At 73.2% G+C, this 20,345-nt stretch carries 24 protein-coding genes; 11 read left to right on the top strand and 13 right to left on the bottom strand.

Translation table 11 applies throughout. The annotated features are described in order from the left end of the window. Nucleotides 1-48: 48 nt before the first annotated feature. On the top strand, nt 49-537 hold the full coding sequence (locus OG455_RS23035) for a hypothetical protein (protein WP_266300919.1): 489 nt from the start codon (nt 49-51) through the stop codon (nt 535-537). Between the two features lie 13 nt (nt 538-550). Here the strand turns inward: OG455_RS23035 and OG455_RS23030 are convergent, their stop codons facing one another. From OG455_RS23030 to OG455_RS23020, 3 genes are all read right to left on the bottom strand, one after another. Next, entirely contained in the window at nt 551-1,066 is a 516-nt protein-coding gene (locus OG455_RS23030; RefSeq protein WP_266296621.1) for a GNAT family N-acetyltransferase, read from the bottom strand. 77 nt (nt 1,067-1,143) lie between these two features. Then, nucleotides 1,144-2,787, bottom strand: a complete 1,644-nt coding sequence (locus OG455_RS23025; RefSeq protein ID WP_266296619.1) for an RICIN domain-containing protein — start codon at nt 2,785-2,787, stop codon at nt 1,144-1,146. A gap of 235 nt (nt 2,788-3,022) precedes the next feature. After that, on the bottom strand, nt 3,023-3,262 hold the full coding sequence (locus OG455_RS23020; protein ID WP_266296617.1) for a chaplin: 240 nt from the start codon (nt 3,260-3,262) through the stop codon (nt 3,023-3,025). Between the two features lie 253 nt (nt 3,263-3,515). On the opposite strand from OG455_RS23020, the gene OG455_RS23015 reads away from it, so the two are divergent. From OG455_RS23015 to OG455_RS23000, 4 genes are all read left to right on the top strand, one after another. Further along, nucleotides 3,516-3,755, top strand: a complete 240-nt coding sequence (locus tag OG455_RS23015; protein WP_266296615.1) for a chaplin — start codon at nt 3,516-3,518, stop codon at nt 3,753-3,755. Between the two features lie 180 nt (nt 3,756-3,935). After that, nucleotides 3,936-4,178 (top strand): chaplin, encoded by a 243-nt coding sequence (locus OG455_RS23010; protein WP_266296613.1) that lies wholly within the window; start codon nt 3,936-3,938, stop codon nt 4,176-4,178. 34 nt (nt 4,179-4,212) lie between these two features. Continuing rightward, nucleotides 4,213-4,479: a chaplin gene (locus tag OG455_RS23005; protein ID WP_266296611.1), complete on the top strand. Its 267-nt coding sequence runs from the start codon at nt 4,213-4,215 to the stop codon at nt 4,477-4,479. A gap of 111 nt (nt 4,480-4,590) precedes the next feature. Beyond that, nucleotides 4,591-4,968, top strand: coding sequence for a hypothetical protein (locus OG455_RS23000; RefSeq protein WP_266296609.1), 378 nt, complete (start codon nt 4,591-4,593; stop codon nt 4,966-4,968). Nucleotides 4,969-5,057: 89 nt separating this feature from the next. On the opposite strand, the gene OG455_RS22995 is transcribed toward OG455_RS23000, so the two are convergent. Next, nucleotides 5,058-5,738 (bottom strand): hypothetical protein, encoded by a 681-nt coding sequence (locus OG455_RS22995; RefSeq protein WP_266296607.1) that lies wholly within the window; start codon nt 5,736-5,738, stop codon nt 5,058-5,060. Between the two features lie 432 nt (nt 5,739-6,170). On the opposite strand from OG455_RS22995, the gene OG455_RS22990 reads away from it, so the two are divergent. The 3 genes from OG455_RS22990 (at nt 6,171) to OG455_RS22980 (ending at nt 7,411) form a co-directional block, all read left to right on the top strand. Beyond that, nucleotides 6,171-6,509: a rodlet layer protein gene (locus OG455_RS22990; RefSeq protein ID WP_266296605.1), complete on the top strand. Its 339-nt coding sequence runs from the start codon at nt 6,171-6,173 to the stop codon at nt 6,507-6,509. A 65-nt stretch (nt 6,510-6,574) separates the two neighbouring features. Beyond that, on the top strand, nt 6,575-6,913 hold the full coding sequence (locus tag OG455_RS22985; protein WP_266296603.1) for a rodlet layer protein: 339 nt from the start codon (nt 6,575-6,577) through the stop codon (nt 6,911-6,913). 222 nt (nt 6,914-7,135) lie between these two features. Continuing rightward, on the top strand, nt 7,136-7,411 hold the full coding sequence (locus tag OG455_RS22980; protein WP_266296601.1) for a hypothetical protein: 276 nt from the start codon (nt 7,136-7,138) through the stop codon (nt 7,409-7,411). A 68-nt stretch (nt 7,412-7,479) separates the two neighbouring features. Here the strand turns inward: OG455_RS22980 and hemB are convergent, their stop codons facing one another. The 6 genes from hemB to OG455_RS22950 all read right to left on the bottom strand — a co-directional run bounded on the left by hemB (nt 7,480) and on the right by OG455_RS22950 (nt 13,912). Then, a complete protein-coding gene (gene hemB / locus OG455_RS22975) occupies nt 7,480-8,475 on the bottom strand; it encodes a porphobilinogen synthase (RefSeq protein ID WP_266300918.1) in 996 nt (331 codons plus the stop codon). Then, complete coding sequence (locus tag OG455_RS22970; RefSeq protein ID WP_266296599.1) at nt 8,472-10,130, bottom strand: bifunctional uroporphyrinogen-III C-methyltransferase/uroporphyrinogen-III synthase; 1,659 nt, start codon at nt 10,128-10,130, stop codon at nt 8,472-8,474. The genes hemB and OG455_RS22970 overlap by 4 nt, the downstream gene beginning before the upstream one ends. Then, the gene (gene hemC / locus OG455_RS22965; protein WP_266296596.1) at nt 10,127-11,137 is read right to left on the bottom strand and encodes a hydroxymethylbilane synthase; all 1,011 of its coding nucleotides are present in this window, start codon (nt 11,135-11,137) and stop codon (nt 10,127-10,129) included. Before hemC ends, OG455_RS22970 begins: the two co-directional genes overlap by 4 nt. Nucleotides 11,138-11,187: 50 nt before the next feature. After that, entirely contained in the window at nt 11,188-12,546 is a 1,359-nt protein-coding gene (locus tag OG455_RS22960) for a glutamyl-tRNA reductase (protein ID WP_266296594.1), read from the bottom strand. Beyond that, nucleotides 12,543-13,388 carry a redox-sensing transcriptional repressor Rex gene (locus tag OG455_RS22955; protein WP_266296592.1) on the bottom strand — a complete coding sequence of 282 codons (846 nt, stop codon included), beginning with the start codon at nt 13,386-13,388 and terminating at the stop codon, nt 12,543-12,545. Before OG455_RS22955 ends, OG455_RS22960 begins: the two co-directional genes overlap by 4 nt. 251 nt (nt 13,389-13,639) lie before the next feature. Continuing rightward, nucleotides 13,640-13,912 (bottom strand): glutaredoxin family protein, encoded by a 273-nt coding sequence (locus tag OG455_RS22950; protein ID WP_266296591.1) that lies wholly within the window; start codon nt 13,910-13,912, stop codon nt 13,640-13,642. A 74-nt stretch (nt 13,913-13,986) separates the two neighbouring features. Between OG455_RS22950 and OG455_RS22945 the strand changes: the two genes are divergently transcribed. From OG455_RS22945 to OG455_RS22935, 3 genes are all read left to right on the top strand, one after another. Continuing rightward, on the top strand, nt 13,987-14,958 hold the full coding sequence (locus OG455_RS22945) for an HAD family phosphatase (protein WP_266296590.1): 972 nt from the start codon (nt 13,987-13,989) through the stop codon (nt 14,956-14,958). Nucleotides 14,959-15,513: 555 nt separating this feature from the next. After that, a complete protein-coding gene (locus OG455_RS22940) occupies nt 15,514-16,254 on the top strand; it encodes an ECF subfamily RNA polymerase sigma factor, BldN family (RefSeq protein ID WP_266300917.1) in 741 nt (246 codons plus the stop codon). Between the two features lie 262 nt (nt 16,255-16,516). Further along, nucleotides 16,517-17,794, top strand: coding sequence for a DUF5667 domain-containing protein (locus OG455_RS22935; RefSeq protein ID WP_266296588.1), 1,278 nt, complete (start codon nt 16,517-16,519; stop codon nt 17,792-17,794). Nucleotides 17,795-17,887: 93 nt separating this feature from the next. Here OG455_RS22935 and OG455_RS22930 read toward each other — a convergent pair whose 3' ends face one another. The 3 genes from OG455_RS22930 to OG455_RS22920 form a co-directional block, all read right to left on the bottom strand. After that, a complete protein-coding gene (locus OG455_RS22930) occupies nt 17,888-18,904 on the bottom strand; it encodes a lysophospholipid acyltransferase family protein (RefSeq protein ID WP_266296586.1) in 1,017 nt (338 codons plus the stop codon). 6 nt (nt 18,905-18,910) lie between these two features. Continuing rightward, nucleotides 18,911-19,990 carry an NAD-dependent epimerase/dehydratase family protein gene (locus tag OG455_RS22925; RefSeq protein WP_266296584.1) on the bottom strand — a complete coding sequence of 360 codons (1,080 nt, stop codon included), beginning with the start codon at nt 19,988-19,990 and terminating at the stop codon, nt 18,911-18,913. A 138-nt stretch (nt 19,991-20,128) separates the two neighbouring features. Then, nucleotides 20,129-20,227, bottom strand: coding sequence for an AURKAIP1/COX24 domain-containing protein (locus tag OG455_RS22920; RefSeq protein WP_003948845.1), 99 nt, complete (start codon nt 20,225-20,227; stop codon nt 20,129-20,131). Between the last annotated feature and the right edge of the window lie 118 nt (nt 20,228-20,345).

Genomic DNA, 20,345 nt, shown 5'->3' with positions numbered 1-20,345 from the left:
GGCCGCAAGGCCGCCCGCGCGGGAAGGGGAAGGCGGGGTGAAGGAAGCGTGGGGGTAACGTACAAATACTTCGGCGCACCCGACCGCGCGACCGCCGCCAGAGTCCCCACCGCGCTCGGCCCCGGCGGCCTGGGTCTGGACGCCGGCGAGCTCGGCTCGCTCGGCCGCCTCGGCGACCTGATGGAGACCAGCGGCTCCCCCACCGGCCACCTCTCCACCAAGATCAAGCCGGAGACCATGAGCGCCATGGTCCTCACCGGCATCGAGGGCGTCCCGCTGCACCAGGTCCCCCCGCTGGAGCTCGTCGTCCTCCACCCTGACTACGCCGTCGTCCAGCTCCCCCACACCGTGGTCGAGCCCCTGCGCAAGGCGGACGACACCGAGCTGGGCGCGGCCGCCTTCATCTGGTCCACCGTCCCCGACCGCCGCGGACCGCGCGACGCGTTCGTGATCTACAGCATGCTCCACGAGTGGCAGGACTTCGCGAACCGGCTGCACGACGCGGGGCACCAGCTGTACTGCCTGGTCTGGCCGTGAGCCGCGCCGCCCGCTAGGACCTGTCGTAGCGCGCGGCGGAGGTCGGCCGGTCCAGGGCGTGAACCGTGATCGGGCGGCCTGCGAGGGTGTCCGTGCGCAGGGGGGTGAAGCCCAGGCGGTGGGCGACGGCGGTGGAGGCGTCGTTGCCGAGGTGGATCATGGCGGTGATCCGGGTCAGGCCCAACTCGCCGAAGCCCCAGGCCAGTACGGCGCGGGCGGCCTCGACGGCGTAGCCGTGGCCCCAGTGCGGGCGGGCCAGGGTCCAGCCGGCCTCGGTCTCGTCGAACTGCTCCCACCAGAAGAGGCCGCTGCGGCCGATCGGCTCGCCGGTGGTGGCGAGTTCGATGGCGCACAGGCCGTGGCCGCGCTGCTGCCACTGCTCCTCGATGCCGGCCAGCCGGGCGGCCGCCTGTTCGCGGGTGTAGCCGCCGAGGAAGCGGCCGACCTCGGGGTCGGCGTGCAGCTCGACCCACCAGTCGGTGTCGGCGGTGGTCAGCGGGCGCAGGCGCAGGCGTTCGGTAGTGATCACCGTGTTCACCCTAGCGGCCCCCTGACGCTGCGTGGGAGGTCGGGCGGGCCGACTTCCCACGCAGGCCTGAAGGTTGGTCAGCTGTGCAGGTAGACGATGCCGAGCTTGGTCAGCTGCCAGAGCTGGGCCGAGGCACCGGTGTCCGCGGCCAGTTCGACGATCGGGTTGTTCTGGCCGTCGTGGTCGGCACTGGCCGTGGCGACCATCGCGGTGTTCTGCGAGTCGGCGAGCTTGTAGCGGGCGTTGCCGGCCGGCTCGAAGACCCAGTGCTGGTTGCCGCCGCCGTTGCAGCTCCACTGCTCCAGCCGGGTGCCGGTCGCGGTGGCGCCGCCGGTGGCGTCCAGGCACATGTTCCGGTTGCCGCTGAAGTCCAGCTCGTAGCTGCCGCCGGGCTTGGCCTCCAGCACGAAGGACTGGTTGAGGCCGCCGTCGGCCGGGTAGTTGATGGCGAGCCGGCCGTTGGTGCTGTCACCGTAGGTGCCGCCGCCGGACAGGTCGAGCACCTGGCCGGTGGCCGTGTTGGTCAGCTGGTACCAGGCACCGTCCTCGGGCCCGTCGCCGAACGGCTGACCCGGCGTCAGCGGCATGATCGTGGTGCCGTCGCCCTGGTCGAGGGTGCAGTACGCCTCCTGCTGGCCCGGCTGGTCGTAGAACTCGGCGAGGCAGTTTCCCTCGCCGTGGTAGCCGGCCACCCGCAGGTGGTAGGACTGCCGGATCTCGTTCTCGCAGAGCGAGAGGATCCCGATCGAGAAGTCGCAGCCGTTGCGGGTGTTCTCCGAGAGGTCGATCACGTCGCCGTTGGTGTACTCGTAGGGCGAGGTGGTCCACTCCGCGCAGACCTCGTGGCCGTAGGAGACCCGGCGCTGGTCCAGGAAGCGGACGCCCGGCACCGCCTCGGCGGCCTGGCGCAGCGCGTCGTCGAAGGTCGGCACCACCCAGTTGTGGCCCCAGGCCAGGTCCTCGGGGAAGGCGGGGCAGCCCTGGGCGACCTTGGTCGCGTAGTCGTTGGCCCGGATGTCGGGGGTGATCGGGGTGAAGTACGACTGGAAGACCAGCTGGTAGGAGCCGTCCGGGTAGCCGGCGGTCCGCATGGTGTCGCGGACGTCGGTGATCGCGGCGGTCACCTTGGGGATCACCTTGGCGGCCCGCTGGGTGATGGCGGCGCTGCCGATGGTGTCCCGGCAGCCGGTCGACTGCGGGATCGGGAAGTACTGGCCGAGGCAGCTCTCCATGATCCCGCTGAAGTCGAAGTCGTCGTTGGCGCCGATCGTGACGACCACCATCTTGACGTCGTACTTGGCCGCGGTCTGCGCGAGTTGGGCGTCCTGCTTGGGCTCGCCGTAGTCGCCGCTGCCGCCGCCGGTGACCTGCGCCAGGGTCGGGTCGCTGACCAGGTCTCCGGTCTGGGCCCCGGAGCAGGCCAGGTCGACGGCGGTCAGGCCGGACAGTCCGGTGTCGAAGATCTCCGACTGGGGGTGGCGGTGGCAGTAGTCCTTGGGGCCGTCGGTGCCCGCGAAGTAGCCGTCACTGGTGTCGGTGCCGGCGCCCTCCCCGGAGATGGCGCTGTCGCCGAGCGAGACGATCGCGCCCGGCAGCGCGGCCCGCGGGCTCGCCGTGTCGGCCCGGGCCTGCGGGGCACCGGCGGCCAGGCCCAGGGTGGCGACCAGCGCGGCCACGGCCAGCAGGGCGGTGGGGGGACCTGAGGTGAATCTCCTGATCACGCATGACTCCTAGGTGGGGGTGGCGGAGTGGTGCGGTGAGCGGGTTCACATCGTAGGTACTGACAAGTAGTACAACAAGGCTCAGGACAACGAAACTTGAGTCGCACTCATGTCCGTTGCGTGGCTCACCTGTTCGGACAGGTGCTCGCGCCGGGCAGGCGTGCGGGCATGCCGAAGCCGCCGCCCGGGTGCCTCAGGAGGGGAGGCGGCAGGCGGCGGCTCGGCCGGGCGTGGGTCAGCCCTCGTTGACGCAGGTGTTGCCGAAGGCCGGGTTCAGCAGGCCGATCACGTCGACGCTGTTGCCGCAAGCGTTGACCGGGATGTGGATCGGAACCTGGACGGCGTTGCCCGAGAGCACACCCGGGGAACCGACCGCGGCGCCCTCGGCCCCGGAGCTGGCCAGGGCGGTACCGGCACCCGCGGCCACGATGCCGACCACAGCGGCGCCGACAGCGGCAGCCTTCTTGACGCTCATATTGAGTCTCCTTGTTGCTGAGCACGATGCGTGCATGATCAGCAACGACCCCTTTGCCACCTGGTTGCGGCTTCCAATCCTGAATCACCCGTTCGTACGCACCTGCGCCGGCCCGCCGCCCCGTGCCGCCAGGCGATCGGGTGATCCCACCGACGATCCCGCCACCCGCCCGTTTCCGCCCGGGACGCCGGTCGTTCTAGCTCGGGAAGCCGCTTCACACCGTCAGCAACCGTAGGCAGAAAGAGAATCCGTCATGCGCAAGCTCGTCCACGGCGCGTTCGGCGCGGCCGCCGCCGCTGCCCTGATCCTGGGCGGCGCGTCCGCCGCCTCCGCCCACGCCGGTGCCGAGGGTGTCGCGGCCGGTTCGCCCGGTGTGCTCTCCGGCAACCTGGTGCAGATTCCGGTGCACGTCCCGGTCAACCTGTGCGGCAACAGTGTCGATGTGATCGGCCTGCTGAACCCGGCCTTCGGCAACACCTGCGTCAACCACTGACGATCGGAACGGCATTCCGGTCCGGGGCCGCGGCGAGCTCACCGCCTTTTCGCCCGCCCGAGTGATTCCGGGCAGCCGACCGGAACCTTCCGATCACCTTTCCTGTTTCGCCCGATGCGCCGGAAGGCCTCGACCGCAACTGCGGCGAAGGCCCCGGAAAACCAACGGAGGATTACCCCCATGCGCAAGTTCTCGAAGACCGTCGTCCTGTCCGCCGCCGCCGCGGGCCTGCTGCTCGCCGGTGCCGGTGCCGCCAACGCCAGCTCGGGCGCCCAGGGCGTCGCGGCCGGTTCGCCCGGCGTGCTCTCCGGCAACCTGGTCCAGGTCCCGGTGCACGTCCCGGTCAACCTCTGCGGCAACACGGTCGACGTGGTCGGCCTGCTCAACCCCGCCTTCGGCAACACCTGCCTGAACCACGGCTGAGCAAGCCCCCGCCGTAGCTGAACTGGAGATTTCCATGCAGACCAAGAAGATCGCCATCCTCACCACCGCCGCCGCGGGCCTGGTGCTCGGCGCGGCCGGTGCGGCCAACGCCAGCGCGGGTGCCGAGGGCGTGGCCGCGCACTCGGCCGGCGTCGGCTCCGGCAACGCCGTCCAGGTCCCGGTGCACATCCCGGTCAACCTCTGCGGCAACTCGGTGAACGTGGTCGGCCTGCTCAACCCCGCCTTCGGCAACACCTGCGTCAACGCCGAGCCCGAGCACCACCACGACGACGACTGCTGAGCAGCGCCCGTCATGTGACCGCCGGCCCCCGGACCTCTCCGTCCGGGGGCCGGCGTCGTCTCCCGGCGCCGCCCGCGCGGCGCCGCTCCGGACCCAGGGGAAGGACCCCCGTTGAGCCTCACCACCACCAGCGGCGCGCTGGCCGCGCTGGGGGCCGCGCTGCTGCTCACGCCGGCTGCCGCCGGCGCCGCCGTCGCGGCCGCCGCCGCAGAGCCCACCGCCCAGCTGCAGCCGACCCGGGTCGGCCCGGCGCTCGGCGCGCTGGGCAGCACCACCGGCTACGTCACCGGGCCGGTCAAGGACCTGCGGCTGGACCCGTTCGCCCAGTCCGCCGCCGACCCGCTCAACAACGCGGTCGCGGTCGAGCCGGACAACCCGGGCATGCGGCCGGTCAGCTCCACGGCCGTCACCGGCTCGCTCAGCGACGGCGGGGGCGCCAAGGACCTGCCGGGACTGGGCCTGCTGATGGGCGCCGTGCCGGGCAGCTGACCCGGCCCGGGGCCGCTGCCGCCCCCGAGCAGCGTCCAGGCCCGGTGCGTGCGTTCGCACCGGGCCTGGACCCTGCTCGGGGGACGGCCTCAGGCCTGGGAGTCGTTGCCCATCGCCTCGTCGGTGGCCGCCATGGTGGTGGCCAGCAGGTTCTGCGCCGCCTGGGTCACCGAGGTGTGCTTGTCCGGGCCGCCGAGGCTGGCACTGGCCCCCGGCACCGCCGAGACCGCGCCGGGCAGGATCCGCGGGTCCAGGTCGCCGGGCGCCAGGTCGCCGTCCTTCAACCCGCCGTCGGGGCCCTGCACGAAGTTCAGCGGGTGGCCCAGGCCGACCGCCGGGCCGACCGCCTTCAGCGGGGCCTGCGGCGCGTCCAGGCCCAGCGTGCCCGGCCGCACCCCGTCGGCGAGCGCGGGCACCGGGACGTTGGTGTCCAGGCTGGGGCCGACCTTGCTGAAGTTGAGCGGCGGCACCACCTTGTCCGGCACCACCTCGTGCGCACCCTGCCCGATCGACGTGGGCGGCTGCACCGGCGAGGCCGGCAGGCTGCCGGTGACGTCGCCGCCCAGTCCGTCGAGCATCGGCGCCTGCCCGGTGACCGTCCCCAACGGCACCCGCAGCGGCACGCTCTTGGTGGCCAGTTGGTCCTCCACGGCCTTCACCTCGGTGGGCGTCATCGGCTTGGCACCGGCCGCCGCGGCCGCGCCCTGGCCCGCGATGGCCGAGGCGCCGACCGCCAGCAGCAGTACACCGGTCCGCTTGGAGAGCTTCATCGTCGTTCCTGATCCGATCTCGTGAGGCAGTGGGGCAACGGCCCCGGCGCCGCGCGGACAGGCCGACGAAGACAACCGGGGTCGATCTGCTTCAACGACCCGACGCCGAATGAGTGGGCACGACTTAGCCAGAACGGGCTATTAATAGCACCGACACGCCGGGCGAACAGGTCGTACCGAATTTTTCCCGGCACGCCTCGCGTAACTTTCCCGGCCGCCGTTCTTTGATACCGGTGTCACCGCACAACGAGCGCGACGGCGGCCGGATCGGCCGCCCACTCGCTCCGCAGTCGAGGATCAGCCGGAGATCCCTGCCGGATGTGATCGCATTCCTGAATACGCCGCAAAAGTCATGGTGACCGCAGACCAGGTCAATTCGTTGAACGGATTGCACCCAGACGCAGCGGACGAGCAATCCAGAGAGGAATTCCCATGATCAAGAAGACCCTGGCCACCGTCGGCCTGGTGGCCGCGGCTGTTGCCGCCGGCGTGACCCCGGCGATGGCGATCGGCAACGCGGACGGCTCCGGCGCCTCGCTGCAGGGCAACGGCGGTACCAACAACACCGGGACGTGGGGCGACCACAGCCCGAACTTCCACTTCCTGGACAACGCGAACATCTGCCTGCCCGAGATCCACCACGTCCAGGTCGGCCTGGTGCCGGTCCAGGCGGACATCCCGGTCGGCAACCAGCAGATCCACCAGGTCTGCAACGTCGGCCAGCCGACCCAGTCGAACGGTGACGGCGTCGCCTCGCACCTGATCGGCTGACGGTCCCCCGGTTCCACCCGCTCCACCATCCCGTAGTAACTCCACCGCAGTAGAGAGAGCACCCCATGCTGAAGAAGGTTCTCGCCACCGCCGGCCTGGCCACCGCCGCCATCGCGATGTCCGCCGCGCCCTCCATGGCGATCGGCGACGCGGACGGCTCGGCCGCCTCCGTTCAGGGCAACGGCGGCACCAACGCGACCGGCACCCACGGCGACCACAGCCCGAACTTCCACACCCTGGACAACCCGAACATCTGCCTGCCCGAGGTCCACCACGTCCAGGTCGGCCTGATCCCCGTCCAGGCGGACATCCCGGTCCTCAACCAGCAGCAGCACCAGATCTGCAACGTGGGCCAGACCACCCAGAGCAACGGTGACGGCGCGCTGTCGCACCTGATCGGCTGATCCAGCCCCTCACACGGGCGGACCGGCCGGCCCCGACCGGTCCGCCGAGCAGTCCACGGACCGCACCTGAGACCGACCTGACCCTCCAGAGCAGTACCTGACCCTCCAGAGCACGACCCGGCGGGGCCTGGGGAGCACGCCTCCCTCGGCCCCGCAGTCATGTGAGTAACAGTGGGCGGCCGCTCCCCCGGGCGTCCGCCTCCGACAGAGAGGACCGACCTCATGCAGAGAATGCTGGGCAGGGCCGCCGCCGTCGCGGCCGGCGCGCTGATGATCGCCGGTATCGCCGCTCCCGCCTACGCCCATGTCTCCACCGGTGGCAGCGGCGGCGGCGTGGTCAGCGCCGCCCCGGTCTTCGCGGCCGGCTGGCACGACGGCTGGGCGGGCACCGACCACGTCCACACCTGCTTCGAGGGCGCCCGCTGGGCGACCGACACCGCCACCGGCGGCGAGGGCAGCGGCCAGGTCGAGATCGACGGCTGGCACCACCACGCCTGAGCCGGGCAGCACCGAGGGGGCGTCAGCACAGTGCTGACGCCCCCTCGGTCACCTCTCCTGAGGCCTGCTCAGCGGCGGAGCAGCCGGGCGGCCTCGACGGCCCAGTAGGTGAGGATCTGCTCGGCGCCGGCCCGGCGGATCGAGGTGAGGGACTCCATGATGGTCCGCTCCCGCTCGATCCAGCCGTTCGCCGCCGCGGCCTCGACCATCGAGTACTCACCCGAGATCTGATAGGCCACCACCGGCACCGGCGAGCGGTCGGCGACCTGCCGCAGGATGTCCAGGCAGGGCATGGCCGGCTTGACCATCACCAGGTCGGCCCCCTCGGCGAGGTCGAGCTCCAGCTCGCGCAGCGCCTCGCGGGCGTTGGCCAGGTCCTGCTGGTAGGTCTTGCGATCGCCCTTGAGCGAGGAGTCGACCGCCTCCCGGAACGGGCCGTAGAGCGCGGAGGCGTACTTGGCCGTGTAGGCGAGCACCGCGACGTCCTGGTGACCCGCCGCGTCCAGCGCCCGGCGGACCACGCCGACCTGACCGTCCATCATCCCGGACGGGCCGACCATGTGGACCCCGGCCTCGGCCTGCACCACGGCCATCTCGGCGTAGCGGGCCAGCGTCGCGTCGTTGTCCACGCTGCCGTCCGCCGCGAGCACCCCGCAGTGCCCGTGGTCGGTGAACTCGTCCAGGCAGAGGTCGGACATCACGACCAGCTGCTCGCCGACCTCGGCGACCACGTCGCGGATCGCCAGCTGCAGGATGCCGTCCGGGTCCGTGCCCTGCGAGCCCACCGCGTCCTTGGTCCGCGGCACGCCGAAGAGCATGATGCCGCCGACACCGGCCTCGGCCGCCTCGACCGCCGCCTTGCGCAGCGTGTCGCGGGTGTGCTGGACCACGCCCGGCATCGAACTCACCGGCACCGGCTCGCTGATGCCCTCCCGCACGAAGGCCGGCAGGATGAACTCGGCCGGGTGCAGCCGGGTCTCCGCCACCAGGCGGCGCACCGCGGGGGTGGTGCGCAGCCGGCGGGGGCGGATGGCAGGGTAGGACAAGACTCCTCCAGTGGTCAGCGCGCCTTGCGGCGCGAACCGGGGCGGCGCTCGCTGGGCCGGTAGACCGGCTCGCCGGCCGAGGTGGCGGCGTCCCGGCGGCCCGCGCCGAACTCGGCCAGCGCCTGGGCCAGCGCGGAGGCGGACGGCGCGGGGGCCATCACGTCCACCCGCAGGCCGTGCTCCTCGGCGGTCTTGGCGGTGGCCGGGCCGATGCAGGCGATGATCGTGACGTTGTGCGGCTTGCCGGCGATGCCGACCAGGTTGCGCACGGTCGAGGACGAGGTGAAGAGCACCGCGTCGAAACCGCCGCCCTTGATCGCCTCGCGGGTCTCGGCCGGCGGCGGCGAGGCGCGCACGGTCCGGTAGGCCGTCACGTCGTCCACCTCCCAGCCGAGCTCGACCAGGCCGGCCACCAGGGTCTCGGTGGCGATGTCGGCGCGCGGCAGCAGCACCCGGTCGATCGGGTCGAAGACCGGGTCGAACGGCGGCCAGTCCTCCAGCAGGCCGGCCGCGGACTGCTCGCCACTGGGCACCAGGTCGGGCTTCACGCCGAAGTCCACCAGCGCCTTGGCGGTGGTCTCGCCCACCGCCGCGACCTTGATCCCGGCGAACGCCCGGGCGTCCAGGCCGTACTCCTCGAACTTCTCGCGCACCGCGCGCACCGCGTTGACCGAGGTGAAGGCGATCCACTCGTAGCGACCGGTGACCAGGCCCTTGATCGCCCGCTCCATCTGCTGCGGGGTGCGCGGCGGCTCGACCGCGATGGTCGGCACCTCCTGCGGGACCGCGCCGTAGGAGCGCAGCTGCTCGGAGAGGCCGGTGGCCTGCTCCTTGGTCCGCGGCACCAGGACGTTCCAGCCGAAGAGCGGCTTGGTCTCGAACCAGGAGTGCGAGTCGCGGTGCGCGACCTGGTCGCCGACCACGGCTATCACCGAGGTGGCCGGGTCCACCGGGGCGGAGACCGGCGAGGGCAGCACCCGGGCCGCCTTCAGGTCGGCCGCGATGGTGGCCAGCGTGGAGGTGAAGGTGCGCTGGCGGGTGGTGGTGCCCGAGAGCGTGGCGCAGAGCGCGGCGTCCGGCTTGCGGCCGTGGGTGACCAGCGCGGCGGCGGTGGCGGGCAGCTGGCCCAGGGTGGTGCGCACCACCAGGGTGGTCTCGGGCACGCCGAGGTCCAGCACGGCGCCGGCCAGCAGCGCCGAGCCGTCCACGAAGCGCACGTCGGCGCCGTTGCTGCCGCGCAGCGGGACGCCCGCGTAGGCGGGGACGCCGACCGACTGGGCCACGCCCGGGATCACCTCGAAGGCGGTGCCGGCCTTGGCGCAGAGCAGCATCTCCTCGGCCGCCCGGCCGTCCAGGCCCGGGTCGCCGTCGACGGTGCGGACCACGTGCTTGCCGGCCTCGATCGCCTCGGCGATCAGCCGGGCGAGCGAGGCGGCGTCGCCACCGCCGATGTCGATCGAGGCGCCCGCGCCGTCGGCGACGGCCGGCGTGTGCACCTGGACGTCCGTGGGGCAGTGGCTGCGCACGGCGCCGGCGGTGAGCGGATCGGCGATCAGCAGGTCGGCCGAGGCCAGCACCTCGACCGCGCGCAGCGTGAGCAGACCGGGGTCGCCGGGACCGGCACCGAGGAAGGTGCAGCGTCCGGAGCGGTCGGCGGTGTTGGTGGGGCTCATCGGACTCGCTCCCCCATCAGACCGGCCGCCCCGCCGTCGAGCAGCCTGGCGGCCAGCGCGTGGCCCAGGGCCAGTGCCTGCCGTTCGGCCGTCCCGTCGGACGCGAGCGGGCCAGTGGTGGACATCGTCAGCAGGGTGGCGCCGTCGACGGTGCCGACGACGCCCTCCAGCCGCAGTTCGTTCGTGCTGCTCAGCCGGGCCAGGGCGGCCACCGGGGCGGAGCAGCCGGCCTCCAGCGCGGCCAGCAGGGCGCGCTCCGCGACGACGGCGGCGCGGGTGGCGGCATGGTCCAGGGCGCCCAGGGCGGCGAGGAGTTCGGGCGCGTCGGAGCGGCACTCGATGGCGAGGGCGCCCTGCCCGGGGGCCGGGAGCATCAGCTCGGGCTCCAGGTGCTGGCTGATGTCGGCGGCGCGGCCCAGCCGGTTGAGGCCGGCGGTGGCGAGCACCACGGCGTCCAGCTCGCCGCCGGTCACGAAGCCGATCCGGGTGTCGACGTTGCCGCGGATGGGCACCGTCTCCAGCTCCACGCCCTGCGCGGCGGCCCAGGCGTTGAGCTGGGCAATCCGGCGCGGCGAGCCGGTGCCGATCCGGGCGGCGCGCCCGGCGCACTTCTCGACCAGGGCCTCCAGGGTGAGACCCTCCCGGGCCACCAGGGCGTCCCGGGCGTCCTCGCGCGGCGGCACGGCGGCCAGGGTGAGGCCCTCGGGCGCGGCGGTCGGCAGGTCCTTGAGCGAGTGGACGGCGAAGTCGATCCGGCCCTCCAGCAGCGCGTCGCGCAGCGCGGAGACGAAGACCCCGGTGCCGCCGATCTGCGCGAGGTGCTCGCGGGAGGTGTCGCCGTAGGTGGTGATCTCCACCAGTTCGACCTCGCGGCCGGTGCGGCGGCTGACCTCGCGCGCGACCATCCCGGACTGGGCCATGGCCAGCGCACTGCGCCGGGTGCCGAGCCGCAGCGGTATCGTCTCGACATCCAACTGGCCCTGATGCGTGCTCAGTTGACCATTCATAACGTGATCATCCCGGTGGTGCTGGTGGTCGAGAGGGTGGTGCAGTTGACTCATCGGGCCGCTCCGCCCGCGAGACTACCGCTGGTGGGCTGCGCCTGCGGACCAACGGGCGTACCGGAGACGGCGTGCACCGCGCCCGGGTCGAGGTCGAACAGCTCGCGCAGCGCCTCGGCGTAGGAGGCGCCGCCGGGCTCGGCGGCCAGCTGCTTGACCCGCACCGTCGGTGCGTGCAGCAGCTTGTCGACCACCCGGCGCACGGTCTGCGCCACCTCGGCGCGCGAGCGCTCGTCCAGGTCGGGCAGGCGGGTCTCCAGGCGGGCCAGCTCGGCGCCGACCACCTCGGAGGCCATCGCGCGCAGCGCCACCACGGTGGGGGCGATCCGCGCGGCGCGCTGGGCGGCGCCGAAGGCGGCCACCTCGTCGGCGACGATGCCGCTGACCGCGTCCACGTCGCCGGCGCCGGGCAGTGCGGCGTCGGCCTGGGAGAGCGACTCCAGGTCGATGAGCAGCGCGCCGGGCAGCTCGTGCACGGCGTGGTCCACGTCGCGCGGCATCGCGAGGTCCAGGAAGGCCAGCGGTGCCGCCTCGGCCCGGGCCGCCACCGCGGCGGCCACGTCGGCGGCCAGGATCACCGCACCGGCCGAGCCGGTGCAGGAGATCACCAGGTCGACGTCGGCCAGTGCCTGCGGCACCTTGGCGAAGTCGACCGTCCTGGCGCCCAGGGTGGCGGCCAGCCGCTCGGCCCGCTCGGGGGTGCGGTTGGCGATCAGCAGGTCGGCGACCCCGGCCCTGGCCAGGGTGGCGGCGGCCAGCGAGCTCATCGAGCCCGCGCCGACCACCAGCGCCCGCTTGCCGGCGATCTCACCGGCGTCGATCCCCAGACCGGCGGCGATCCGCTCCAGCCCGAAGGTGACCAGCGACTGCCCGGCCCGGTCGATCCCGGTCTCGCTGTGCGCCCGCTTGCCGACCCGCAGGGCCTGCTGGAACAGCTCGTTGAGACCGCGCCCGGCGGTGTGCTCGTCCTGGGCCGTGGCCAGCGCGTCGCGCAGCTGGCCCAGGATCTGGCCTTCGCCGACCACCATCGAGTCCAGGCCGCAGGCCACCGAGAAGAGGTGGTGGACGGCTCGGTCCTCGTAGTGGACGTAGAGGTGGGCGGTGAGCTCCTCAAGGTCCACGCCGCTGTGGTGGGCGAGCAGCAGCGAGAGCTCGGCGACGCCGGCGTGGAACTTGTCCACGTCCGCGTAGAGCTCGATCCGGTTGCAGGTGTTGAGCAGCGCCGCCTCGGAGACGGTGGCCGTGGCGGCCGCGTCGTGCAGCAGGCGGGTGGGGCCCTCCCCGGTCAGCGCGGCGCGCTCCAGGACGGTGACGGGGGCGGTGCGGTGGCTCAGCCCGACGACGAGCAGGCTCATGCGGGCATCACCGCCGGCCGCTCGTGCTCGCTGCCCGCCGACTTCTGGGCCTTGTCGTTCTTCTCCGGCTTGGCCTCGGGCTTGGTGCCGGCGGCCGCACGGCGCAGCTTGGCGGCGGCCGCGCGCACCGGGTTGGCGGTCCGACTGGGGGCCGGCTCCTCCTCGCGCTCGTCCTCCAGGTCCTCGCCGGCCTTGCGCTGCTCGTGGAAGGCCAGGATCTGCAGCTCTATCGACAGGTCCACCTTGCGCACGTCCACGCCGTCCGGAACGGTCAGCACGGTGGGCGCGAAGTTCAGGATGCTGGTGACGCCCGCCTCGACCAGCCGGTCGCAGACCTGCTGGGCGGCGCCCGGCGGAGTGGTGATCACACCGATGGAGACCTGCTGGTTCTCCACGATGGACTCCAGTTCGTCCATGTGCCGCACCGGCAGGCCCGCCGCGCTGCTGCCGACCACGCTCGGGTCGGCGTCCAGCAGGGCCGCCACCCGGAAGCCGCGGGAGGCGAAGCCCCCGTAGTTGGCGAGCGCGTGGCCCAGGTTGCCGATCCCGACGATCACGACCGGCCAGTCCTGGGTGAGGCCCAGCTCACGCGAGATCTGGTACACGAGGTACTCGACGTCGTAGCCCACGCCCCGGGTTCCGTAGGAACCGAGGTAGGAGAAGTCCTTGCGCAGCTTGGCGGAGTTGACCCCGGCCGCGGCGGCCAGCTCCTCCGAGGAGACGGTGGGGACCGAGCGCTCGGAGAGCGCGGTCAGCGCGCGCAGGTAGAGCGGGAGTCGGGCCACGGTGGCCTCGGGAATACCGCGGGCACGGGTCTGGCGTCCCACAGGGGTGCGGCGCATGGAGCCTCCGTCGGCAGGGCTGGGGGGCGAGGATTTGGGGGTGGATCGGCCGATTGCCACGGTGCTCCTGTGGGTGAAGCTGGGCTTTGGCTGCCAGGCTATGCGTTTGTGAACGTGTGCACAAAGATGGTGTCCGTTTTGTCCCGTCACAGTGACGCGCATCACGCCACCGGCCGGGCCGGCCGCACCATCGTCGCCCACGGGGCGCCGTCCGACCAGAAGTTCGAACCGAAACGGCGCCGCGCCCATGCCTACCGCGTGAGCGCGGCGCGCAGCCGGGTCTCGTCCACCCGCCAGAAGTCATGCTGGCGCCCGTCCACCAGGGTGACGGGGATCTGCTCCCAGTACTCCCGGTAGAGCTCCTCGTCCTGGGTGATGTCGCGCTCCTCGAACGCGGCCCCCAACTCGGCGGTGACCCGGACGATCACCGCCCTGGCCTGCGCGCAGAGGTGGCAGTCGGGCTTGCCGATCAGCGTCACGGTGCGATCGGCGGGGTTCTTGGCACGGCGCAGCAGTGGAGTCACCGACCCATTGTGCGCCGTCCGCGCGCCGCCGCCCGGCGCGTCCGGGGCGGCCCCGGCTGACTATGCTCGGTCCCATGGCCGCGCTGCGAAGGCTCACCCAGGCAAGGCGTTCCTCCTCCGAGCGGGCCGCCCTGGCGGGCGAGGCCGCCGCCGACGCAGCCGAGCAGGCGCTGCGGGCGGCCGCGCAGTCGGCTCCGCGGGCCGATCCTCGGGCCGACCCTCGGGCCGATCGGGCGGAGCAGCCCGAGCAGGAGCCGGCCGGCCCGCCGGTGGACCACCCGCAGGGCGCCGCCTTCTTCGACTGCGACAACACGATCCTGCAGGGCGCCGCGGTCTTCTACCTCGGCGTCGGGCTCTACCGGCGGGACTTCTTCAACCGGCTCGACGTGGCCAAGTTCGCCTGGCAGCAGGCCTGGTTCCGGCTGCACGGCACCGAGGACCCGAGCCACATCGCCGACGCCCAGCACACCGCGCTCTCGCTGGTGGCCGGCAAGCGGACCGCCGACCTGGAGGCGATCTGCGAGGAGATCTTCGAGGAGATCGTCGCCGCCAAGGTCTGGCCGGGCACCCGGGCACTGGTCCAGATGCACCTGGACGCCGGGCAGCGGGTCTGGCTGGTGACCGCGGCCCCGCAGGAGGTGGCCCGGATCATCGCCCGCCGCCTCGGGATGACCGGCGCGCTGGGCACCGTGGCCGAGGCGGTGGACGGCCGCTACACCGGGCGGCTGGTCGGCGAGATGCTGCACGGCCCCGCCAAGGCCGAGGCGGTCCGGGCGCTGGCCCGGCGCGAGCAGCTGGACCTGGGCCGGTGCGCCGCCTACAGCGACTCGGCCAACGACATCCCGATGCTCTCGCTGGTCGGACACCCCTTCGTGGTCAACCCCGACGGCCGGCTGCGCCGGTACGCCCGGGCGCACGGCTGGCGGGTGCAGGACTTCCGCACCGGCCGCAAGGCGGCCCGGATCGGCGCGCCCGCCGCGGTGCTGCTCGGTGCGGCGGGCGGCGCCACGGTGGCGGCGATCGCGCTGCGCCGCAAGCGGCGCTGACCCTCCGTCAGCCCACCGGCCCCGCGCGGAGGCCATCACCACACCTGTCACCAGCGAACTTCGCGCTGCCGTCGGCCCGACGCGCCGAGTGACCGGTTTTGATCGTTCGAACGCCCCGGAAAGTCCGGGATTGGCAGGCCCGAGGGCGGGGAAACCGCCCGCCCGACCGTGCAATCGGTCACAGCCCGCCGCCAAGTGGTCACCCCGGGCGCGCGGTTCGGCGCTCCGTTCGGTCGGTTTCAGCTCATATACCACGCGAAGTGGATCCGAAACGACCACTTCCGCCACAGGGTGTAGCTGTCATTGCACAAAGCGTTATTCTCTCCTGGATGCACGCCCACCCCAGGTGTCCCCCCGGCGGGGTGACGGGGAGCGTGCTCTCCGCGCAGGCGGAGGTGATCCGTCCACAGTTCTGCCTCTGGGAGTCCCGTGTACCCACCCGTCCGGAACGACGCGCCTGCTCCCTCCCGCCCGTCGCCACCCGCCCACGACCGTGCGCTGCCCCGCGGGGCCGAGCGCAACCTGCGCCTGCTGCGCACCCTGCTGCGCGCCCAGTTGCTGGCGCCGCTGCCCAGGCTCGCCGGGGCCGAACCGGTCCCGGTCGGCGGTGCGTTCGTGCCCGCCCCGGCCTTCGGGCCCGGCCTGGCGCTGCGCTCCACCGCCGCGGGCGGCACCGGCACCCGCACCCGGGGCGCCGGCGGCACCCGCGGCCGCACCGGGACGCTGCCGCACCAGGGCACCGAGGCCGAGCCGAACCCGATCATGGAGCTGGTCGAGCGGGCCCAGGCCGGCGAGAGCGAGGCCTTCGGCCGCCTCTACGACCACTACTCCGACACGGTCTACCGCTACATCTACTACCGGGTCGGCAGCCGGGCCACGGCCGAGGACCTGACGAGCGAGACCTTCCTGCGCGCGCTGCGCCGGATCGGCACCTTCACCTGGCAGGGGCGCGACTTCGGCGCCTGGCTGGTGACCATCGCGCGCAACCTGGTCGCGGACCACTTCAAGTCCAGCCGGTTCCGGCTGGAGGTGACCACCGGGGAGATGCTCGACTCCAACGAGTGCGAGCGCAGCCCGGAGGACTCGGTGCTGGAGTCGCTCTCCAACGCGGCCCTGCTGGACGCGGTGCGCCGACTCAACCCGCAGCAGCAGGAGTGCGTCACGCTCCGCTTCCTGCAGGGCCTCTCGGTCGCCGAGACGGCCAGGATCATGGGAAAGAACGAGGGCGCGATCAAGACCCTGCAGTACCGCGCCGTCCGCACGCTGGCCCGGCTGCTGCCGCCGGACGCCCGCTGATCCGGCCCCGCCCGCCCTCGATGAACATAGCTGACGACCGGTCACCCCGAAGACCGTTCCCACACGTCCGGGTGAGAATGCGGTCACATGATCACTCGTGCGTAACCGACCACCCGCACCGCTCGTTGCCCAACGTGCAGACCCCCTCGGGAGTCGCGGTCAAGCCAGGTCGCGATCAGTCACCCGAAGGAGTGGATTTGGCCCGCCGTGGCAACCGTCCGGCAGGCCGGGGAGTCGACAACGACGAAGGGAGGTGTGGCCCGTGACGGCAAACGTGCTGGAGCACCGGCGGGCGAAGGCCTTCGCCGAGGCGCTGGAGGCCCACCGGACGGGACAACCGGCGAACAGAGCGGTCCTTGGGCAACTCCTGGACACGGCAGAGGCCTTGACCGCGCTCGCCGCGCCCGCCATGGACGCCGAGGTGAAGACCGTCCAACGCGCCCAGCTGCTGGCCGCGTTCGAGCAGGTGACGGCAGGCGGCGGCCTGGGCGCGGCGCCGCGCCAGCGGCGCCACCGGGCCGAGCGGGTGGGCCAGCGGCGGCGCTGGGGGCGGCGGTTCGCGATCACCGGCCTGGTCGCCGGGGTGACCGTCGGCAGCTTCGCCGGGGTGGCCACCGCCAGTTCGGGCGCGCTGCCCGGCGACCCGCTCTACGGGATGAAGCGCGGCCTGGAGGGCCTACGGCTCGACCTGGCCGGCTCGGACTCCGAGCGCGGCGAACTGCTGCTCGACCAGGCCTCCACCCGGCTGGCCGAGGCGCGTTCGCTGGTCGGCCGCGGCGGCGGTCCCGGTGGCCTCAGCCCGAGCACGGTGGCGCGGCTCAACTCGGCGCTCAAGGACATGCACGCCGAGGCCGCCAAGGGCCGCGACCTGCTGCGCTCGGTCTACCAGGCGAACGGCTCGCTCGACCCGATGCGCAAGCTGGCCGACTTCACCGAGGCCCAGGACAGCCACTGGAGCGCACTGCAGCCGCGGCTGCCCGCTCAGTTGACCCCGGTGGCGGGCCAGGTGGACCAGCTCTTCGGCGCTCTCAACGAGGACATGGCGCAGGCCCACCTCGATCCCGTCGAGAGCGGTCCCGCCACCCCCGCGGCCACCGGCTCGCCCACGGCCGGCGAGCGCCCGGGCACCCCCCGGCCCGGCGCGGGCGCCCCGAGCGGCGAGGACGGCCACCCGGCCACCGCGCCCAGCGGCGGCAACCGGACCGGCGGCGAGGAGCCCTCGACCGGCGGCGGCGCACCCGCGCCGAGCACCGGTGGCGGCAGCGCGGCCACGCCGGGCAGCCCGCTCGGCGGCGGCAACCCGGTCAGCGGCCTGGTCAACGGCCTGACCGGCCCGCTCACCGGCAGCGGCGCCACGCCCGCCGCCCCGGCACCGTCCGGCAGCCCCGCCCTCTCCCCGGCCCCGGGCAACGCACCCGCCCCCGGCGGTACGGCGGCGGCGCCCGGCCAGGGCAGCAGCACCCCGCCCGCGGTGCAGGGGCTCAACCTGCCGCCGCTGATCCCGGGGCTGCTCCCGGGCCTGGGGCTGGACGGGAACTGAGTGCGCGCCAGGGGCGCACCCGGCCGATGACGGCGGGTGCGCCCCTGGCGCCGCGGCGCCGCTGGGAAGTGGACTCAGCAGAAGAGGCGCTGCTCAGAAGAAGACGCTGCGGCGGTCCACCAGCAGCTGGTACAGCGTGTGCTGGATCGTCTCCCGCACCTCGTCGGTGAGGTTGAAGACCAGCATCGGGTCCTCCGCCGCCTCCGGCGGGTAGCCGTCGGTCCTGATCGGCTCGCCGAACTGGATCGTCCACTTGGTCGGCAGCGGGATCGCGCCCAGCGGGCCGAGCCAGGGGAAGGTCGGGGTGATCGGCAGGTAGGGCAGCCCCAGCAGCCGGGCCAGGCTCTTCACGTTGCCCAGCATCGGATAGGTCTCCTCGGCGCCCACGATCGAGCACGGCACGATCGGCACCTGGGCCCGCAGCGCGGAGGCGACGAACCCGCCGCGCCCGAAGCGCTGCAACTTGTAGCGGTCGGCGAAGGGCTTGCCGATCCCCTTGAAGCCCTCGGGCCAGACCCCGACCACCTCGCCGCGCTCCAGCAGCGCCTGGGCGTCCTCGTTGCAGGCCAGCGTGTGGCCGGCCTTGCGGGCCAGCTCGCCGACCAGCGGCAGCACGAAGACCAGGTCGGCGGCGAGCATCCGCAGGTGCCGGCGGCCGGGGTGGTGGTCGTGGATGGCCACCTGGGTCATCAGCGCGTCCAGCGGGACGACCCCGGAGTGGTTGGCCACCACCAGCGCGCCGCCCTCGGCCGGGATGTGCTCGATGCCGCGGACCTCCACCCGGAAGTACTGCTCGGCCAGCGGCCGCAGCACCGAGAGGAAGACCTCCTCGGTCAGCTCGCGGTCGAAGCCGAACTCGTCCACCTCGTAGTCGCCGGTGATCCGGCGCCGCAGGAAGGCCAGCCCGCTCGCCGCCCGGCCCTCCCAGCCCTTGCCGAGCACCGTCTCCGCCACCGGGCCGAGCCGGCCCGACAGCAGCGAGCCGAGGCCGTCGGCGAGCCTGGCGGCGAAGGCCTCGGCGCCCGCGGCAGTGCCGGGCGACCAGCTCGGCGCGGACTCGATCGGGATCACCTTGGCCTCGCCGGCCAGCTCCTCGTGGGCGGCACTCATCGGGCCTCAGCTCCTGTGGTCGGTGGCGAGCAGCAGCGCGGCCAGCCGGTCGGTGACGGCGGTCAGCCGCTCGGGCGGCAGCAGGCCGCCGCGCTGCCCGGCGGCGAAGTCGGCGAAGGCCTCGGGCGTGGTGAACCGCGGGCGGTAGCCGAAGACTTCGCGCAGCGCGGTGGTGTCCACCACCCGGCCGTGAGCCAGCAGGCCGATCTGCTCGGTGGAGAAGTCCGAGACCCTGGTCCGCTTGGCCAGCGCGGCCACCCAGCCGAGCGCCGGCAGCAGCACCGGGACGGTGGGCCGGCCCAGCCGCCGGGCGCACTGCGAGAGCAGCAGCACGCCCTCGCCCGCGACGTTGAAGGTGCCGGTCCGCCGCGGGCCGCCGTCGCCCGGGTCCAGCGCGGCCAGCCGCAGCACCTCGACGGCGTCGTCCTCGTGCACGAACTGCAGCCGCGGGTCGTGGCCGAGCGCGGTGGGCAGCACCGGCAGCGCGAAGTACTCGGCGAGCGGCGTGTCGGCGCCGGGGCCGACCAGGTTGGCGAACCGCAGCACGGTGACGGCGATGTCGGGTCGGCGCCGGGCGAAGCCGCGCACGTAGCCCTCGACCTCGGCCGCGTCCTTGGCGAAGCCGCCGGTCGGCAGGGTCTTGGGCGGGGTCCGCTCGGCGAAGACGGCCGGGTCGCGCGGGGTGGCGCCGTAGACGCCGGTGGTCGACTTCACCACCAGGCGGCGCACCAGGCCGGACTGCTGGCAGGCACCGAGCAGCTGCATGCTGCCGATGACGTTGATCTCCTTGACCGTGGCGCGGGCCACGGCGACCGGGTTGGTGGCGCTGACGTTGAGGTGCACCACGGTGTCCACCCCGTACTCGGCCAGCACCCGGGCGATCGCGGGGCGGCGCAGGTCGGCGTGCGCGAAGGTGTAGTCGGCGGCGGCCCGGTCCTGCTCGCCGGCCGCGGGGCCGACCGGGCGGCGCGGGGGTTCGGTGTCCACCCCGACCACCAGGTCCACCCCCGGCTCGCGGCGGATCCGCTCGGCGAACCGGGCGCCGAGCTGCCGGGCCACACCGGTGACCAGCACGACCTTGCCCACGTCTCGCCGCCCTCCCTGCCCTCGCCCCGTGCGGGGCGGGTGCTTGCACCGTACCGCGTCAAGGAGCCGAAACGGGTGCTGCCCGCCCCGGCGAGGCCGGGACGGGCAGCACTGCACCTGGAGCGAGCTCCGCAGGTGTTACTTCTTGTTGCGACGCTGCACGCGGGTCCGCTTCAGAAGCTTGCGGTGCTTCTTCTTGGCCATACGCTTGCGACGCTTCTTGATGACAGAGCCCACGGAACAACCCTCGCTCACTGAGACTCCCGCCCGTGAGAGACGGAGTCCATACGACTGACGGAGGGCCTAGCCTACCGTTTGCGCGCCCAGCACCGTAATCGGGGCGGAACGCGCCCGG

Source organism: Kitasatospora sp. NBC_01287 (genome assembly GCF_026340565.1).
GTDB lineage: Bacteria > Actinomycetota > Actinomycetes > Streptomycetales > Streptomycetaceae > Kitasatospora.
The sequence above is the reverse complement of the archived record's forward strand: the minus strand, read 5'-3'. Positions and strand labels throughout refer to the sequence as shown.

What these genes read in the sequence shown, in the direction of transcription:
- hemC (WP_266296596.1), bottom strand. Translation starts at nt 11,137, where the DNA reads ATGAATGGTCAACTGAGCACGCATCAGGGCCAGTTGGATGTCGAGACG.
- OG455_RS23010 (WP_266296613.1), top strand. Translation starts at nt 3,936, where the DNA reads ATGCGCAAGTTCTCGAAGACCGTCGTCCTGTCCGCCGCCGCCGCGGGC.
- OG455_RS23015 (WP_266296615.1), top strand. Translation starts at nt 3,516, where the DNA reads ATGCGCAAGCTCGTCCACGGCGCGTTCGGCGCGGCCGCCGCCGCTGCC.
- OG455_RS23005 (WP_266296611.1), top strand. Translation starts at nt 4,213, where the DNA reads ATGCAGACCAAGAAGATCGCCATCCTCACCACCGCCGCCGCGGGCCTG.
- OG455_RS22960 (WP_266296594.1), bottom strand. Translation starts at nt 12,546, where the DNA reads ATGAGCCTGCTCGTCGTCGGGCTGAGCCACCGCACCGCCCCCGTCACC.
- OG455_RS23020 (WP_266296617.1), bottom strand. Translation starts at nt 3,262, where the DNA reads ATGAGCGTCAAGAAGGCTGCCGCTGTCGGCGCCGCTGTGGTCGGCATC.
- OG455_RS22985 (WP_266296603.1), top strand. Translation starts at nt 6,575, where the DNA reads ATGCTGAAGAAGGTTCTCGCCACCGCCGGCCTGGCCACCGCCGCCATC.
- OG455_RS22990 (WP_266296605.1), top strand. Translation starts at nt 6,171, where the DNA reads ATGATCAAGAAGACCCTGGCCACCGTCGGCCTGGTGGCCGCGGCTGTT.
- OG455_RS22970 (WP_266296599.1), bottom strand. Translation starts at nt 10,130, where the DNA reads ATGAGCCCCACCAACACCGCCGACCGCTCCGGACGCTGCACCTTCCTC.
- OG455_RS22945 (WP_266296590.1), top strand. Translation starts at nt 13,987, where the DNA reads ATGGCCGCGCTGCGAAGGCTCACCCAGGCAAGGCGTTCCTCCTCCGAG.
- OG455_RS22930 (WP_266296586.1), bottom strand. Translation starts at nt 18,904, where the DNA reads ATGAGTGCCGCCCACGAGGAGCTGGCCGGCGAGGCCAAGGTGATCCCG.
- OG455_RS22995 (WP_266296607.1), bottom strand. Translation starts at nt 5,738, where the DNA reads ATGAAGCTCTCCAAGCGGACCGGTGTACTGCTGCTGGCGGTCGGCGCC.
- OG455_RS22955 (WP_266296592.1), bottom strand. Translation starts at nt 13,388, where the DNA reads ATGCGCCGCACCCCTGTGGGACGCCAGACCCGTGCCCGCGGTATTCCC.
- OG455_RS22980 (WP_266296601.1), top strand. Translation starts at nt 7,136, where the DNA reads ATGCAGAGAATGCTGGGCAGGGCCGCCGCCGTCGCGGCCGGCGCGCTG.